Genomic DNA, 14,737 nt, shown 5'->3' with positions numbered 1-14,737 from the left:
GAGACCGGAGGCGGCGCGTGAGCAAGCCCGAACTGGAGTTCCACCTCCCCGACGGACCGTGGCGGACCCCGGCCGGCGCCGGCCCGGGCGTCGGGGAACGCGTCCTGGCCGACGACCCCGCGGACGGCTCCCGTACCGCGCTGGTCCGCTGGGCCCCGGGCACGGACACCTCGGCGGACGGGGTGACCCGGCACGACTTCTGGGAGGAGGTCTACCTCGTCGAGGGCACCGTGCACGACCTCACCCTGGACCGCACCTTCACCACCGGCATGTACGCCTGCCGCCCACCCGGCATGCCCCACGGCCCCTGGACCACCCCGGACGGCGTCACGATGCTGGTGATCACCTATCCAGATCCGCGCCCCTGAGGGGCGCGGGGAACTGCGCGACCAGCCACGACGGTGGCGCAGACAAATGACCACGCGTCCGCGGCAGGTTCGGGCGAGCGCTCAGACCAGTTCGGGCTGGACTCGCGGCGGTCGCGCCGTGGGCGCGGCCCGTGGGTCCCAGCGATTGACGGTGCGCATGTAGTGGTGGACCACCGAGGCCGTCGCCAGCAAGAGCAGCGGCCCGGCCACCCACCGGTGCACGGCCATCTCCAGCGGCAGCCAGCGATAGGAAACAAGGAGCGCCGCGAAGACCGCCGTACCGTGGGCGACCAGCCGGACGCCCGAGCGGTCCCAGCCGCGGTCGAACGTGCGCAGCCCCGCCTCGACCGTGAGCGCGAACACCGCGCCGGCGAGGAGGTCCGCGCCGTAGTGGTAGCCGAAGCCCAGCGTCGCGGTGACCGTGGCGGCCAGCCAGAACGCGCCCGCCCAGCGCAGCGCCCGGGGACCCCTGCGGGAGTGCACGAAGATCGCGGTGGCCCATGCCGTGTGCAGGCTGGGCATGCAGTTGCGCGGGGTGAACCCGTCGTACGGCACCGGGTGCGGGGCGGCGAGCCGCGGCACCGTGCGCGGCCACAGGTCGGGCACCGGCCAGTGCCCGCCGTGCGGCGGCCGTTCCGGCCAGAGGCTGAGCGAGGTCCAGTGGTCGGCGCCGGTGCCGTAGGCGAAGACCGGGCCGACCACCGGGAAGATCATGTAGACGGCCGGGCCGAGCAGGCCTATCACCAGGAAGGTGCGGACCAGGTGGTGGCGCGGGAAACGGCGGTCGGCCGCGACGCCGCGCAGCTGGTACAGGGCGACGGCTACCGCGGCCACGGCGAGCTGGCCGTAGACGACGTCGAGGAGGTTGAAGCCGACCGGGCCGGAGGCCGTCACGATCCGGCCCGCCAGCCACGAGGGGTTGCCGAGGGCATGGTCGGCGGTGGCCACGTACTGGTCGAGCACCGCCGGGCGGGTCTTCGAGGTGATGAGCAGCCAGGCGTCGCCGGTCTTGCGGCCGGTCACCAGCAGCAGGCCGAGCCCGGCGCCCTTCAGCAGCAGGACGCGGTCCGGGCCGGTGCGGCGGGTCACCGCGAGGACCGCGACGCCGAGCAGCACCCACAGCGCGCCGTTGCCGAACGGCTGGCCGTGGGCCACCCCCGTCCCGGTCGCCCACCGGACCGCCGCGAAGGCGAGGTCGATGCCGATCGCGGCGCCGAGTGCGACACAGCGCTCCCGCCAGGTGAGCGCCACCATCGTCAACGCCAGCCCCGCATACAGCAGGAAGCCGGACTTGGGCGGGCATATCACCTCGCGGGCCTGGTTGGTGAGCGGCCCCGGCAGACCGTAGTGACGTGCGGCGACCTCCAGTGCGACGAGGAACGCGAAGGCCGTGGCAGCGGCCACGGCCCAGGGTCTCAGTGGTGTGTGTCTCAAGTTCCGGCCGGTTGCTAGACGTTGAGGGAGGATTGCGGTCCTGTTCGACGAGGGAAGACGGAAAGATCGCGGTCGGGGTTCCAGTGCTGCTCTCGACGGCCGGAAGGCTAATGGCGGGACAACGCACGGTAAAGGGTTCGGCATCGTCGGTTCAACGTGCTTGATCTGTGCATGACCTCTCCGGTGTGATGCGCGAAGACCACTTCGAGATCACTTCGTGAGACTCCGAACCACAGGGGGATCCATGCAGATAGCCCGTACCGGGCGGGGCGTCGCCGCTGCCACGTCGGTCGCCGCCCTCGCGGCGACCGCGCTCACGGCCGCCGCGCCCGTCGCCGCACCGCACACCCTCGCGGTGCCGGCCGTCGTCGGGCACACCCTGGCGCACCGCGTGAGCAGCCCGCTCTCCGACGCGCAGTGCCAGGCCAAGTGGCAGATCAACTGCTACACCCCGCTCCAGTACCGCACCGCGTACGACCTGAACGCCCTCTACCGCAAGGGCGTCACGGGCAAGGGCCGCACCATCGTCATCGTCGACTCGTACGGTTCGCCGACCGTCCAGCACGACCTCGACGTCTACAGCAAGCAGTTCGGGCTGCCCAGCACCAAGGTGAAGGTCGTCAAGTGGGGGCACGTCCCCGCCTTCGACCCCAAGAACTCCGACATGACCGGCTGGGCCGGCGAGACCACGCTGGACGTCGAGATGGCGCACGCGGTGGCGCCCGCCGCGAAGATCGTCGTCGTCGAGACGGCCGTCTCCGAGACCGAGGGCACCACCGGTCTGCCGGAGATGATGGACGCCGAGAAGTACATGATCGACCACGGGGTCGGCGACGTCATCAGCCAGAGCTTCGGCGCCACCGAGAACACCTTCCCCGGCTTCGCCAAGGGCGACTTCTCCAGCATCAAGAAGCTGCGGTACGCCTTCCAGGACGCCGACCGCAAGCACGTCACCGTCCTGGCCGCCTCCGGCGACGGCGGCGCCACCGACCTCCAGGCGGACGGCAAGACGTACTACAAGAAGCGCGTCAACTCCTGGCCGTCCTCCGACCCGCTGGTCACCTCCGTCGGCGGCACCCAGCTCCACCTGGACGACAAGGGCAACCGCGTCAAGCCGGACAGTGTCTACAACGACTACGGCTCCGGCGGTGGCGGCCAGTCCCACGTGTTCACCCGCCCGTCCTTCCAGAACGGCGTGAAGAAGGTGGTCGGCACCCGCCGCGGCACCCCGGACATCTCGATGTCCGCCGCGGTGAACGGCGGCGCCTGGATCTACTCCAGCTTCGACCCGACCGCCACCGGCTGGGACGTCAGCGGCGGCACCAGCGAGGCCACCCCGCTCTTCGCGGGCATCGTCGCCCTCGCCGACCAGGCCGCCGGCCACCGGCTGGGCAACATCCAGAAGCGGCTGTACGACCTCTCCTCCTACCGCTCCAAGCTGACCGGCGTCGTCGACGTCAACGACGGCACGGACAACAGCTACGAGGGCGTGACCGGCTACAGGGCCGTCAACGGCTACGACCTCGCCACCGGCGTCGGCACCGTGGACGCCCTGCGCTTCGTCCCGGCCCTCGTCAAGGAGAAGCCCTGACGATCCCCGCACCGCACGGACGGCCCGGGTCCCGTACCCGGGCCGTCCCGTGCCGCAGGTGACGTGCCGGGGCGGGCGAAGGAGGATGGGGGAGAGGCGCGAGGGCGACACGGTGAGACCGGTCGGCCCCAGGCCCCAGGCCCCATGACCTCGTCGACGTCGACCGGGGCCATGGCGCACGGGCCGGCAGAACGGCGGTGACGGGCATGCGCGACGCCATCCCGGGCGACGGCCACGACACCCCACCACCGGATCGGCCCGACCCGCCGGATCCGCCCTACCTGCCGGATCCGCCCTACCTGCCCGATCCGGCGGACCAACCCGACCCATCCGACCCACCCGATCCACCCGACCCGGTCACGGCGGTTGTCGACGACCGGGGAGTCGTGACGGGGTGGAGTGCGGGTGCCGAGCGGCTGCTCGGGTACCCCAGCCGGGAGGCGGTCGGCCCTGTTGCGGCACCGGTGATCCGGCGCCCCACGCCGACGACGGGCGCCCTGCGGTCACCGTGAAGGCCCGGTAGCGACTGCGAAGAGTCGGTGAAGTCCCTGACGTGGGCGGCCGGTTGTTCCCCTCCCGGTGCGCTCCCTCCGTGATCCCCGGCCGGCCGGCCCGTCCCAACTCCCGCAGCACCGGCCTGACCTGGGGGAACGGTCACGTGTCGCGCACTCTGGGGCGATGCGGGGGACCGGCCTCAACTCCCGTCTTGTCCATACGTCTTGACGTATCCGGCCGCTACGCGTTTGCTTCCTTCACACCATCGGTTGCGCATGACGCTCCCCCCACTCGGAAGGCGCCTGATGTGAGCGTTTCCACCCGCCGCGGGACCCCCCTGCCCCGCCTCGCGATGACTCTGGCCGCCTCCGCGTCCGCTCTCACGCTCTCCGCGTGCGGCGTCGTCGACGGCATCGGCGGGGGCGGCGACTCCGCGTCCGTGAAGAAGGGCGACGACGTCACGGTCGGGCTGCTCCTGCCCGACAAGGACACCGCACGGTTCGCGAACTTCGACCACCCCATCATCGAGAAGGAGGTCGCCTCCCTCACCCACGGCAAGGGCAAGGTCGACTACGCCAACGCAGAGGCGAGCGCGGCCACCCAGAGCAGGCAGTTCCGGCAGATGGTGGACCGGAAGGTGGACGTCGTCCTGGTCGACGCGGTGGACGCCGCGGCCATCGCACCGGACGTCCGCAGGGCCAAGGCCGCCGGCATCCCCGTCATCGCCTACGACCGGCTCGCGCAGGGCCCGATCGACGCCTACGTCTCGCACGACAACGAACTCGTCGGCGAGGTCCAGGGCCGCGCCATCATCGGGGCGCTCGGCGGCAAGGCGGCGACCAGCGAGGTCGTCATGATGAACGGCGACCCCGCGGACCCGAACACGGCCAGCTTCAAGAAGGGCGCCCTCAGCGAGCTGAAGAACAAGGTCCGCATCGCCGCGGAGTACGACACCGGCAAGTGGTCGCCCGAGGTCGCCGAGGCCAACATGAAGAAGGCGATCCGGACCGTGGGCCTCAGCAGGATAGCCGCCGTCTACTCGGCCAACGACGGCATGGCCGGCGCCGTCATTGACGCGCTGAAGGCGGCGGGCGCCACCACGATCCCCCCGGTGACCGGGCAGGACGCGAACCTGGACGCGGTGCAGCGGGTCGTCTCCGGTGAGCAGTACATGACCGTGTACAAGTCCTTCCTGGACGAGGCCACCGACGCCGCGCAGATGGCGGTGTACAAGGTGCAGGGCCGCGACATCCAGTACGACGCGCTGGCCCAGGACAAGGTCGACAGCCCGACCGACAAGGACATCCCCGCGACGCTCGTCCCGGTGGTCGCCCTCACGAAGGACAACATCGAGGACACGGTGATCGCCGACGGCGTCTACACCGTGGGTCAGATCTGCACCCCGAAGTACCGGTCGGCTTGCGACGCGATCGGACTGAAGTAGAGGGTTCGGTACGTCGAGAGAAGTCCGCAGCGCCGTCGTGGCTGGTCGCGCAGTTCCTCGCGCCCCTTACGGGGCGCCAGTGCGGGCCGGGGTGTGATCGGCGGCGAGGAACTCCGTCACCGCCAGTGCGCAGAGCAGGCACAGGGCGATGCCGACGACGACCCAGCCGGTGGGGTAGGGCCAGAGCAGGTAGGCGAGGAGCGCCGCGGCCACCAGGAGCCAGGTGATCCAGGTGCGGTGGCGGCGGACGAAGGGGCCGGTGGGGCCCGTGTGCAGTCCGGCGTGGTCGGCGGTGCCGCGTACCGCGCCGATCCCGGAGGTCCACAGGCCCCGGACCAGCCCGGCGTACCGGCCGGGGCCGGAGAGCCAGGCGGCCAGGGCGACGACGACGGCGAGGGCCACCACCATGCGGGCTCCGGTGCGCAGGAAGTGGGTCAGCGCGTCGTAGACGGCGGCTGCCGCGCCCGGGGAGACGCTCGCGGGCAGCCGGTCCAGGTAGAACACGCGGAACACGCGCAGCCCGATGCCGAGCAGCCCGGTGGTGACCGCGACCCCGAGGCAGCCCGCCACCAGGGCCCGGCGGCGCCGGACCGCCAGCAGCACCCCGGCGGCGACCAGCAACACGGCCAGCACCGGCAGCCAGTTCCCGGCGAGTTGCAGCAGCCGTACGTAGGTCTTGACCTTGCCGACCTGGTCGGACCTGGCGAGGGTGAAGTCGGTGTGCACGGAGGGAATGTGCTCGGCGGGGGTCAGCCCGGCGTCGACGAGGCGCTGTTTGACCTGGTCCACGAGGGGGCCGATGTCGAGGGTGACGCTGTCGTTCGTCAGCTGTACCGCGCCGCCGCCGCTGCCGGTGAGGGCCTTGTCGAGGCTGCTGTGGATCCGGCGGTTGGCGTCGGTCCAGACGGTCCGGAACGCCTCGGACGCGGCGACCTCGCGGGCCTTGTCGTGGACGAAGCTGCGGACGGCCCCTTCGAGCGCGTCACCGAGTCTGCCGCCCAGCGCCTGCTGCAGGCGGGGCCGGTCCGCGGGAGCCACGTCGGCGAGCAGGGCGGGCAGGTCGAGGTGGGACATGAGGGCGTCGGTGGCCCGGTTGGCCACGGCGTTCTGCACGTCGGCGTCGGAGGCGAGCGGGGCGACCGTGCTGACGTAGCGGTCGGTGTCGCCCACCTGGTCGGCCGCCCACGAGGCGACCACGGCGAGCGGGGCGAGCAGGCAGCCGACGACGACCAGGACGACGGCGAGCAGGGACCTGCCGCGGTGCCGGGGCGGCCGGGCCCGTTCGCTCTCCAGGGCCGCGACCCGGGCCCGCAGCTCCCGTACGTCGTCGGGCCGGTCCCCGTCACCCTCGTCGTGTGCGCTGTCCTCCGCCACCCGTACCTCCCGCTCGATCCGGCCCTCCTGCCAGCCGAACCGCCGGGGAGCACACGCGCGAGCAGGAGAGGGCCGTCCGGGCTACGGACGCGGTCGGACGCGGTCGGCCGTCCGTCACGCGGGCGGGAGACACCCCCGCACACGACGGCGCCCCGTGCCCGGCGAGGGCACGAGGCGCCGTGAGGACCGTGGGGAGAACTACTTCACCGGCTCCGGCTCCGGCTCGCTCTCCTGCTCCGCGGTGCCCGCCGGGTCGACCGGGGTCCTGACGGAGTCGAGGAGCAGCTGGGCCACGTCCACGACCGTGATGGACTCCTTGGCCTTGCCGTCGTTCTTTTTGCCGTTGACCGAGTCGGTGAGCATGACCAGGCAGAACGGGCAGGCGGTGGAGACGATGTCGGGGTTCACCGACAGGGCTTCGTCGACGCGCTCGTTGTTGATGCGCTTGCCGATCCGCTCCTCCATCCACATGCGGGCGCCGCCGGCGCCGCAGCAGAAGCCGCGCTCCTTGTGGCGGTGCATCTCCTCGTTGCGCAGGCCCGGGACGCTGGCGATGATCTCGCGCGGGGGCGTGTAGATCTTGTTGTGGCGGCCCAGGTAGCACGGGTCGTGGTAGGTGATGATGCCCTCGACCGGGGTGACCGGGACCAGCTTGCCCTCGTCGACGAGGTGCTGGAGCAGCTGGGTGTGGTGGATGACCTCGTAGTCGCCGCCGAGCTGCGGGTACTCGTTGCCGATGGTGTTGAGGCAGTGCGGGCAGGTCGCGACGATCTTCTTGGCCGACCTGGGCTTGGCGGACTCGGGGACCACCTTGCCGTCGTCGTCGAGCTCCTCGCCGAACGCCATGTTCAGCGCCATGACGTTCTCCATGCCGAGCTCCTGGAACAGGGGCTCGTTGCCGAGGCGGCGGGCGGAGTCGCCGGTGCACTTCTCGTCGCCGCCCATGATCGCGAACTTGACGCCCGCGATGTGCAGCAGCTCGGCGAAGGCCTTGGTGGTTTTCTTGGCGCGGTCTTCGAGGGAGCCGGCGCAGCCGACCCAGTACAGGTACTCGACCTCGGTGAGGTCCTCGATGTCCTGGCCGACGACCGGGACCTCGAAGTCGACCTCCTTGAGCCACTCCAGGCGCTGCTTCTTGGCCAGGCCCCAGGGGTTGCCCTTCTTCTCCAGGTTCTTGAGCATCGTGCCCGCCTCGGACGGGAACGCGGACTCGATCATCACCTGGTAGCGGCGCATGTCGACGATGTGGTCGACGTGCTCGATGTCGACGGGGCACTGCTCGACGCAGGCGCCGCAGGTGGTGCAGGACCACAGGACGTCCGGGTCGATGACGCCGTTCTCCTCGGCGGTGCCGATCAGCGGGCGCTCGGCCTCGGCGAGAGCGGCGGCGGGAACCCCGGCCAGCTGCTCCTCGGACGCCTTCTCCTCGCCCTCGGCGGTCTTGCCGCCGCCGGCCAGCAGGTAGGGCGCCTTGGCGTGCGCGTTGTCGCGCAGGGACATGATCAGCAGCTTGGGGGAGAGCGGCTTGCCGGTGTTCCAGGCCGGGCACTGCGACTGGCAGCGACCGCACTCGGTGCAGGTCGAGAAGTCGAGGAGGCCCTTCCAGGAGAACTGCTCCACCTGGGAGACACCGAAGACGTCGTCGTCACCGGGGTCGGTGAAGTCGATCGGCTTGCCGCCCGAGGTCATCGGGAGCAGCCCGCCCAGCGAGGTCCCACCGGTCGCGTTCCGCTTGAACCAGATGTTCGGGAAGGCCAGGAAGCGGTGCCAGGCGACGCCCATGTCGGTCTTCAGGGCGACCACGATCATCCAGATGAACGAGGTCGCGATCTTCAGGCCGGCGAAGAAGTAGGTGAGGTTCTGGAGCGTGGAGACGTCCATGCCCCGGAACCAGGACACCACCGGGTACGAGATGAAGAACGACGCCTCGTAGGAGTCCACGTGGTGCTGGGCGCCCTCCAGGGCGTGCAGCGTGAAGATGCAGACGCCGACGATCAGGATGACCGTCTCGACGAAGTACGCCTGGCCGAAGTTGGAGCCGGCGAAGCGGGACTTGCGGCCCGGCCGGTTCGGCTTGCTCAGCTGGCGGATGACGATCAGGACCAGGATGCCGAGGACCGTCATGGTGCCGATGAACTCGACGAACATGTTGTACGGCGCCCAGTCGCCGATGACCGGCAGGATCCAGTCGGCCTGGAACAGCTGGCCGACGGCGTTGACGATCGTCAGGAGCAGGGAGAAGAAGCCGACCGCGACGAACCAGTGCGCCACGCCCACGATGCCCCAGCGGTTCATCCGGGTGTGGCCGAGGAACTCCCTGACCACCGTGACGGTCCGCTGGACGGGCTCGTCGGTGCGGGTGCCGGCGGGCACGTTCTGGCCGAGCCGCAGGAAGTTGTAGATCTGCAGCACGGCGCGGGCGAACAACGCCACGCCGACCACGATCAGAACCAGCGACACGATGATCGCGGCGAGTTGCATGGGGGCTCCTCGGGCCTGCGAGGGGTGGTCTCTTCGGGTCTCTTTCCAGAGGGTTCCCGAAATTACTAAGCGGTAACTTATGCAGTCCGTTCGAGACTACCCGCATCTTTACCCGCACTGTAGCCAGGTGCGGGGTGATCTGGATCGCTGAGGCTTGCCTGGGTGGTACGCCCCAACCCGATCGTGTTATTCGTACAGAATTGTTACATTTAGGTCTAATTTGGACCTGTGCTCTACGGGATCGCCGCCGCCACCACCGCCTTCCTGCTCGCCGCCTTCCTCGCCGCGCTGATCCGCCCGTGTGCCCTGCGGTTCGGACTCGTCGACCGGCGGCGGGCCCGGCGGGTGCCCGCGCTGGGCGGCTTCGCCGTGGTCGGCGCCACCTGCCTGGTCGCGTTCGCCGGCGACTGGACCGGCGTCGCCCCGCTCGGCACCGGCGTCGGGGAGCTGGTGGCGGCCGGAGGGGCCGTGGCGCTGCTCGGGGTGGTCGCCGACGTCTGGCGGCTGAAGACGCGGTTCCTGCTGTTCGGTACGGCGGTGGCAGCCGCCTGCGTGGTGCCGTACGGCGAGTTCGGGATCGTCGGCGGGGTGCTCGGCGCGGGCTGGATCGCCTTCGTCGCCGTCGCCTTCAAGGGGCTCGACCACGCGGACGGGCTCGCCGGGACCGTCGGGGTGGTGACCGCCTTCGGGGTCGGGGCCTGTGCCGCCGCCGAGGTGATGGACGGGCTCGCGGTGCTGCTGAGCGTGCTCGCGGCGGCGCTGACCGGGTTCCTGCTGCACAACTGGGCGCCCGCGCGGATCGCCCTCGGCGCCACCGGCTCCCTGTTCACCGGGTTCGTGCTGGCCGCCGCCGCGCTGGTCACCCGGTCCGGGTACGACCCCGCCGCCAGCGCGGGCGTGCTGTTCGCGCTCACCGCCGTGGCGAGCGCCGACGTCCTGCTCGTCGTGCTCTCGCGGCTCCTCGCCGGGCGGCCGGTGCTGCGGCGCGGGCCCGACCATCTCGGGCACCGGCTGCGGCGCCTCGGGCTCACCTCGCAGCGGGCGACCGTCCTCCTCGGCGCCGCGTCCTTCGCCGGGGTGCTCGTCGGGGTGCTCGTGCACGGCGGCTGGGTCGCCCGGACCGGCGCCACCTGCGTCGCCTGCGTCACCTTCAGCATCGTGCTGCTACTCCTTCGGGTTCCGGTGTACGGGCCCAGGGACGCCGTATCGACGCAGGTCAGCGGGCACTTGCGTGTAAGGAACGGATAAGACTTGAGTCTGCTCCACTCAGGTCTGTTGACCCACGGCGAAGCTTGATGCACACTTGAGTCCGTTCCACTCAAGTCAGCTGGAGGAAATCACCATGGCACGTGCGGTCGGCATCGACCTGGGCACGACTAACTCCGTCGTCAGCGTTCTTGAAGGCGGCGAGCCCACCGTCATCACCAACGCCGAGGGTGCCCGGACCACGCCGTCCGTCGTCGCCTTCGCGAAGAACGGCGAAGTCCTCGTCGGCGAGGTCGCCAAGCGTCAGGCGGTCACCAACGTCGACCGGACCATCCGGTCCGTGAAGCGGCACATGGGCACCGACTGGAAGATCCAGCTGGACGGGAAGGACTTCAACCCCCAGCAGATCTCCGCGTTCATCCTGCAGAAGCTCAAGCGGGACGCCGAGGCCTACCTGGGCGAGAAGGTGACCGACGCGGTCATCACCGTCCCGGCCTACTTCAACGACTCCGAGCGCCAGGCGACGAAGGAGGCCGGCGAGATCGCCGGTCTGAACGTCCTGCGCATCGTCAACGAGCCGACCGCCGCCGCGCTGGCGTACGGCCTCGACAAGGACGACCAGACGATCCTCGTCTTCGACCTCGGTGGCGGCACCTTCGACGTGTCCCTCCTGGAGATCGGCGACGGCGTCGTCGAGGTGAAGGCCACCAACGGCGACAACCACCTCGGTGGTGACGACTGGGACCAGCGCGTCGTCGACTACCTGGTCAAGCAGTTCGCGGCCGGCCACGGCGTGGACCTCGGCAAGGACAAGATGGCCCTCCAGCGCCTCCGCGAGGCCGCCGAGAAGGCCAAGATCGAGCTGTCCTCCTCCACGGAGACCTCGATCAACCTGCCCTACATCACCGCCTCCGCCGAGGGCCCCCTGCACCTCGACGAGAAGCTCACCCGCGCCCAGTTCCAGCAGCTGACCGCGGACCTCCTGGAGCGCTGCAAGACGCCGTTCCACAACGTCATCAAGGACGCCGGCATCAACCTCGGCGAGATCGACCACGTCGTCCTCGTCGGCGGTTCCACCCGCATGCCCGCCGTCGCCGAGCTCGTCAAGGAGCTGACCGGCGGCAAGGACGCCAACAAGGGCGTCAACCCGGACGAGGTCGTCGCCATCGGCGCCGCGCTCCAGGCCGGTGTCCTCAAGGGCGAGGTCAAGGACGTCCTGCTCCTCGACGTCACCCCGCTGTCCCTCGGTATCGAGACCAAGGGCGGCATCATGACCAAGCTGATCGAGCGGAACACGACGATCCCGACCAAGCGGTCCGAGATCTTCACCACCGCCGAGGACAACCAGCCCTCCGTCCAGATCCAGGTCTACCAGGGCGAGCGCGAGATCGCGGCGTACAACAAGAAGCTCGGCATGTTCGAGCTGACCGGTCTGCCGCCGGCCCCGCGCGGTGTCCCGCAGATCGAGGTCGCCTTCGACATCGACGCCAACGGCATCATGCACGTCACGGCCAAGGACCTTGGCACGGGCAAGGAGCAGAAGATGACCGTCACCGGCGGCTCCTCGCTGCCGAAGGACGAGGTCGACCGGATGCGCCAGGAGGCCGAGCAGTACGCGGAGGAGGACCACCGCCGCCGCGAGGCCGCCGAGACCCGCAACCAGGGCGAGCAGCTCGTCTACCAGACGGAGAAGTTCCTCAAGGACAACGAGGACAAGGTCCCCGGCGAGATCAAGACCGAGGTCGAGGCCTCCCTGGAGGAGCTCAAGGAGACCCTCAAGGGCGAGGACACCGCCGAGATCCGCACCGCCACCGAGAAGGTCGCGGCCGTCTCCCAGAAGCTGGGCCAGGCCATGTACGCCGACGCCCAGGCCGCCGGTGCCGCGGCCGGCGGTGCCCCCGCCGGTGACGCCGCGGACGACGTGGTGGACGCCGAGATCGTCGACGACGAGCAGCGCAAGGACGGTGCCGCGTGACGGAGGAGACCCCGGGCTTCGAGGAGAAGCCCGACGTCCCCTCCGGCGCCACCCCCGACGACGCCGGGCCGAAGGCCGCTCCCTCCCAGGGGGCGGCCCCGGCCGGGGACTCAAGCGCACAGCTGGCCGGTCTGACCGCGCAGCTGGACCAGGTACGCACCGCGCTCGGCGAGCGCACCGCGGACCTCCAGCGCCTCCAGGCCGAGTACCAGAACTACCGCCGCCGGGTGGAGCGCGACCGGATCACGGTCCGGGAGATCGCCATCGCGAACCTCCTGACCGAACTCCTGCCCGTGCTCGACGACATCGGCCGCGCCCGGGAACACGGCGAACTGGTCGGCGGTTTCAAGTCCGTGGCCGAGTCGCTGGAGACGGTCGCGGCGAAGATGGGCCTGCAGCAGTTCGGCAAGGAGGGCGAGCCCTTCGACCCGACGATCCACGAGGCGCTGATGCACAGCTACGCGCCGGACGTCACCGAGACAACGTGCGTGGCCATCCTGCAGCCCGGGTATCGCATCGGCGAGCGCACCATCCGCCCCGCGCGGGTGGCCGTCGCCGAACCGCAGCCGGGCGCGACCGCGGTGAAGGCCGAGGGGACCGAAGAGGCCCCCGCGGCGGCGGACGAGAAGGACAACGGCCCTGAGGAGGGCTGACGTCATAAGCACCGAGCGGAAGGAGGGGCGTCGGGGATGAGCACCAAGGACTTCATCGAGAAGGACTACTACAAGGTCCTCGGCGTCCCCAAGGACGCCACCGAGGCCGAGATCAAGAAGGCGTACCGGAAGCTCGCCCGCGAGTTCCACCCGGACGCCAACAAGGGCAACGCCAAGGCCGAGGAGCGCTTCAAGGAGATCTCCGAGGCGAACGACATACTCGGCGACCCCAAGAAGCGCAAGGAGTACGACGAGGCCCGCGCCCTCTTCGGCAACGGCGGGTTCCGCCCGGGGCCGGGCGCGGGCGGCGGCAACTTCAACTTCGACCTGGGCGACCTCTTCGGCGGCAACGCCCAGGGCGGGGGAGGCTTCGGCGGGGGCGGCGGCGGCTTCAGTGACGTCCTGGGAGGCCTGTTCAACCGGGGCGGCGGCACGGCCGGCCGTACCCAGCCCAGGCGCGGCCAGGACATCGAGTCCGAGGTCACGCTCAGTTTCACGGAGGCCATCGAGGGCGCCACGGTCCCGCTGCGGATGTCCTCGCAGTCCCCGTGCAAGGCCTGTTCGGGCACCGGCGACAAGAACGGCACCCCGCGGGTGTGCCCGACCTGCGTCGGCACCGGGCAGGTGGCGCGGGGCTCCGGCGGCGGCTTCTCGCTGACCGACCCCTGCCCCGACTGCAAGGGCCGCGGCCTGATCGCGGAGCACCCCTGCCTGGACTGCAAGGGCAGCGGTCGCGCCAAGTCGTCCCGGACCATGCAGGTCCGCATCCCCGCCGGGGTGACCGACGGCCAGCGCATCCGGCTCCGCGGCAAGGGCGCACCGGGCGAACGCGGCGGCCCCGCGGGCGACCTGTACGTCATGGTGCACGTGGACACCCACCCGGTGTTCGGGCGCAAGGAGGACAACCTCACGGTGACCGTCCCGGTGACCTTCACCGAGGCGGCGCTCGGCGGCGAGGTGAGGGTCCCGACCCTGGGCGGACCGCCGGTCACCCTCAAGCTGCCCCCGGGCACGCCCAACGGCCGCACCATGCGCGCCCGTGGCAAGGGCGCGGTCCGCAAGGACGGCACCCGCGGCGACCTGTTGGTCACCGTCGAGGTGAGTGTCCCGAAGGACCTGTCGGGGAATGCTCGTGACGCGCTGGAGGCGTATCGCGAGGCGACCGCGGACGAGGACCCGCGGGCCGAGCTGTTCGAGGCCGCGAAGGGAGCATGACAGAGATGGACGGCCGTCGACGTAACCCTTATGAACTGACCGAGGAGACCCCGGTCTACGTCATTTCGGTGGCGGCCCAGCTCTCCGGACTGCACCCGCAGACGCTGCGCCAGTACGACCGCCTCGGCCTGGTCTCCCCTGACCGCACGGCCGGGCGGGGCCGCCGCTACTCGGCCCGCGACATCGAACTGCTCCGCCAGGTGCAGGCGCTGTCCCAGGACGAGGGCATCAACCTGGCCGGCATCAAGCGCATCATCGAACTGGAGAACCAGGTCATAGCGCTCCAGCAGCGCGTGGCGGAACTCCAGGCGGCGGTCGACGGCGCGGCGACCGCGATGCAGCAGCGCGAGGCCGCCGTCCACGCCTCCTACCGCCGCGACCTGGTCCCGTACCAGGAGGTCCAGCAGACCAGCGCACTGGTGGTGTGGCGGCCGAAGAAGGCCAAGGACTAGCAACCCGTGCGAGGAAGGGCCCCGGCCGCAGGCCGGGGCCCTTCTCGTG

12 protein-coding genes are annotated in these 14,737 nt (G+C 70.6%); 9 read left to right on the top strand and 3 right to left on the bottom strand.

The window, feature by feature from the left end; translation table 11 throughout:
- Positions 1 to 17: 17 nt before the first annotated feature.
- Positions 18 to 368 carry a cupin domain-containing protein gene (locus tag AB0D74_RS30605; protein WP_362594185.1) on the top strand — a complete coding sequence of 117 codons (351 nt, stop codon included), beginning with the start codon at positions 18 to 20 and terminating at the stop codon, positions 366 to 368.
- 81 nt (positions 369 to 449) lie between these two features.
- Here the strand turns inward: AB0D74_RS30605 and AB0D74_RS30600 are convergent, their stop codons facing one another.
- A complete protein-coding gene (locus AB0D74_RS30600) occupies positions 450 to 1,772 on the bottom strand; it encodes a phosphatase PAP2 family protein (RefSeq protein ID WP_362594182.1) in 1,323 nt (440 codons plus the stop codon).
- Positions 1,773 to 2,046: 274 nt separating this feature from the next.
- Here AB0D74_RS30600 and AB0D74_RS30595 point away from each other — a divergent pair, with 274 nt between their 5' ends.
- The 3 genes from AB0D74_RS30595 to AB0D74_RS30585 all read left to right on the top strand — a co-directional run bounded on the left by AB0D74_RS30595 (position 2,047) and on the right by AB0D74_RS30585 (position 5,332).
- Positions 2,047 to 3,393: a S53 family peptidase gene (locus AB0D74_RS30595; RefSeq protein WP_362594179.1), complete on the top strand. Its 1,347-nt coding sequence runs from the start codon at positions 2,047 to 2,049 to the stop codon at positions 3,391 to 3,393.
- A 206-nt stretch (positions 3,394 to 3,599) separates the two neighbouring features.
- A complete protein-coding gene (locus AB0D74_RS30590) occupies positions 3,600 to 3,905 on the top strand; it encodes a hypothetical protein (protein ID WP_362594176.1) in 306 nt (101 codons plus the stop codon).
- Between the two features lie 335 nt (positions 3,906 to 4,240).
- The gene (locus tag AB0D74_RS30585; RefSeq protein WP_362594254.1) at positions 4,241 to 5,332 is read left to right on the top strand and encodes a substrate-binding domain-containing protein; all 1,092 of its coding nucleotides are present in this window, start codon (positions 4,241 to 4,243) and stop codon (positions 5,330 to 5,332) included.
- 66 nt (positions 5,333 to 5,398) lie between these two features.
- Here AB0D74_RS30585 and AB0D74_RS30580 read toward each other — a convergent pair whose 3' ends face one another.
- Positions 5,399 to 6,706, bottom strand: coding sequence for a hypothetical protein (locus AB0D74_RS30580; protein ID WP_362594173.1), 1,308 nt, complete (start codon positions 6,704 to 6,706; stop codon positions 5,399 to 5,401).
- Between the two features lie 198 nt (positions 6,707 to 6,904).
- On the bottom strand, positions 6,905 to 9,187 hold the full coding sequence (locus AB0D74_RS30575; RefSeq protein WP_362594170.1) for a (Fe-S)-binding protein: 2,283 nt from the start codon (positions 9,185 to 9,187) through the stop codon (positions 6,905 to 6,907).
- Positions 9,188 to 9,415: 228 nt separating this feature from the next.
- Between AB0D74_RS30575 and AB0D74_RS30570 the strand changes: the two genes are divergently transcribed.
- The 5 genes from AB0D74_RS30570 (at position 9,416) to AB0D74_RS30550 (ending at position 14,688) form a co-directional block, all read left to right on the top strand.
- On the top strand, positions 9,416 to 10,435 hold the full coding sequence (locus AB0D74_RS30570) for an MraY family glycosyltransferase (protein WP_362594167.1): 1,020 nt from the start codon (positions 9,416 to 9,418) through the stop codon (positions 10,433 to 10,435).
- 94 nt (positions 10,436 to 10,529) lie between these two features.
- The gene (gene dnaK / locus AB0D74_RS30565; protein ID WP_362594164.1) at positions 10,530 to 12,368 is read left to right on the top strand and encodes a molecular chaperone DnaK; all 1,839 of its coding nucleotides are present in this window, start codon (positions 10,530 to 10,532) and stop codon (positions 12,366 to 12,368) included.
- Positions 12,365 to 13,021, top strand: a complete 657-nt coding sequence (gene grpE / locus AB0D74_RS30560; RefSeq protein ID WP_362594161.1) for a nucleotide exchange factor GrpE — start codon at positions 12,365 to 12,367, stop codon at positions 13,019 to 13,021. The genes dnaK and grpE overlap by 4 nt, the downstream gene beginning before the upstream one ends.
- Before the next feature lie 36 nt (positions 13,022 to 13,057).
- The gene (gene dnaJ, locus AB0D74_RS30555) at positions 13,058 to 14,236 is read left to right on the top strand and encodes a molecular chaperone DnaJ (RefSeq protein WP_362594158.1); all 1,179 of its coding nucleotides are present in this window, start codon (positions 13,058 to 13,060) and stop codon (positions 14,234 to 14,236) included.
- Positions 14,237 to 14,241: 5 nt separating this feature from the next.
- The gene (locus AB0D74_RS30550; protein WP_351713617.1) at positions 14,242 to 14,688 is read left to right on the top strand and encodes a helix-turn-helix domain-containing protein; all 447 of its coding nucleotides are present in this window, start codon (positions 14,242 to 14,244) and stop codon (positions 14,686 to 14,688) included.
- The last annotated feature ends 49 nt before the right edge of the window (positions 14,689 to 14,737 follow it).

The sequence above is a fragment of the Streptomyces sp. NPDC048278 genome (assembly GCF_040652195.1).
Lineage (GTDB): Bacteria > Actinomycetota > Actinomycetes > Streptomycetales > Streptomycetaceae > Streptomyces.
This window is presented reverse-complemented; position numbering and strand designations above follow the sequence as displayed.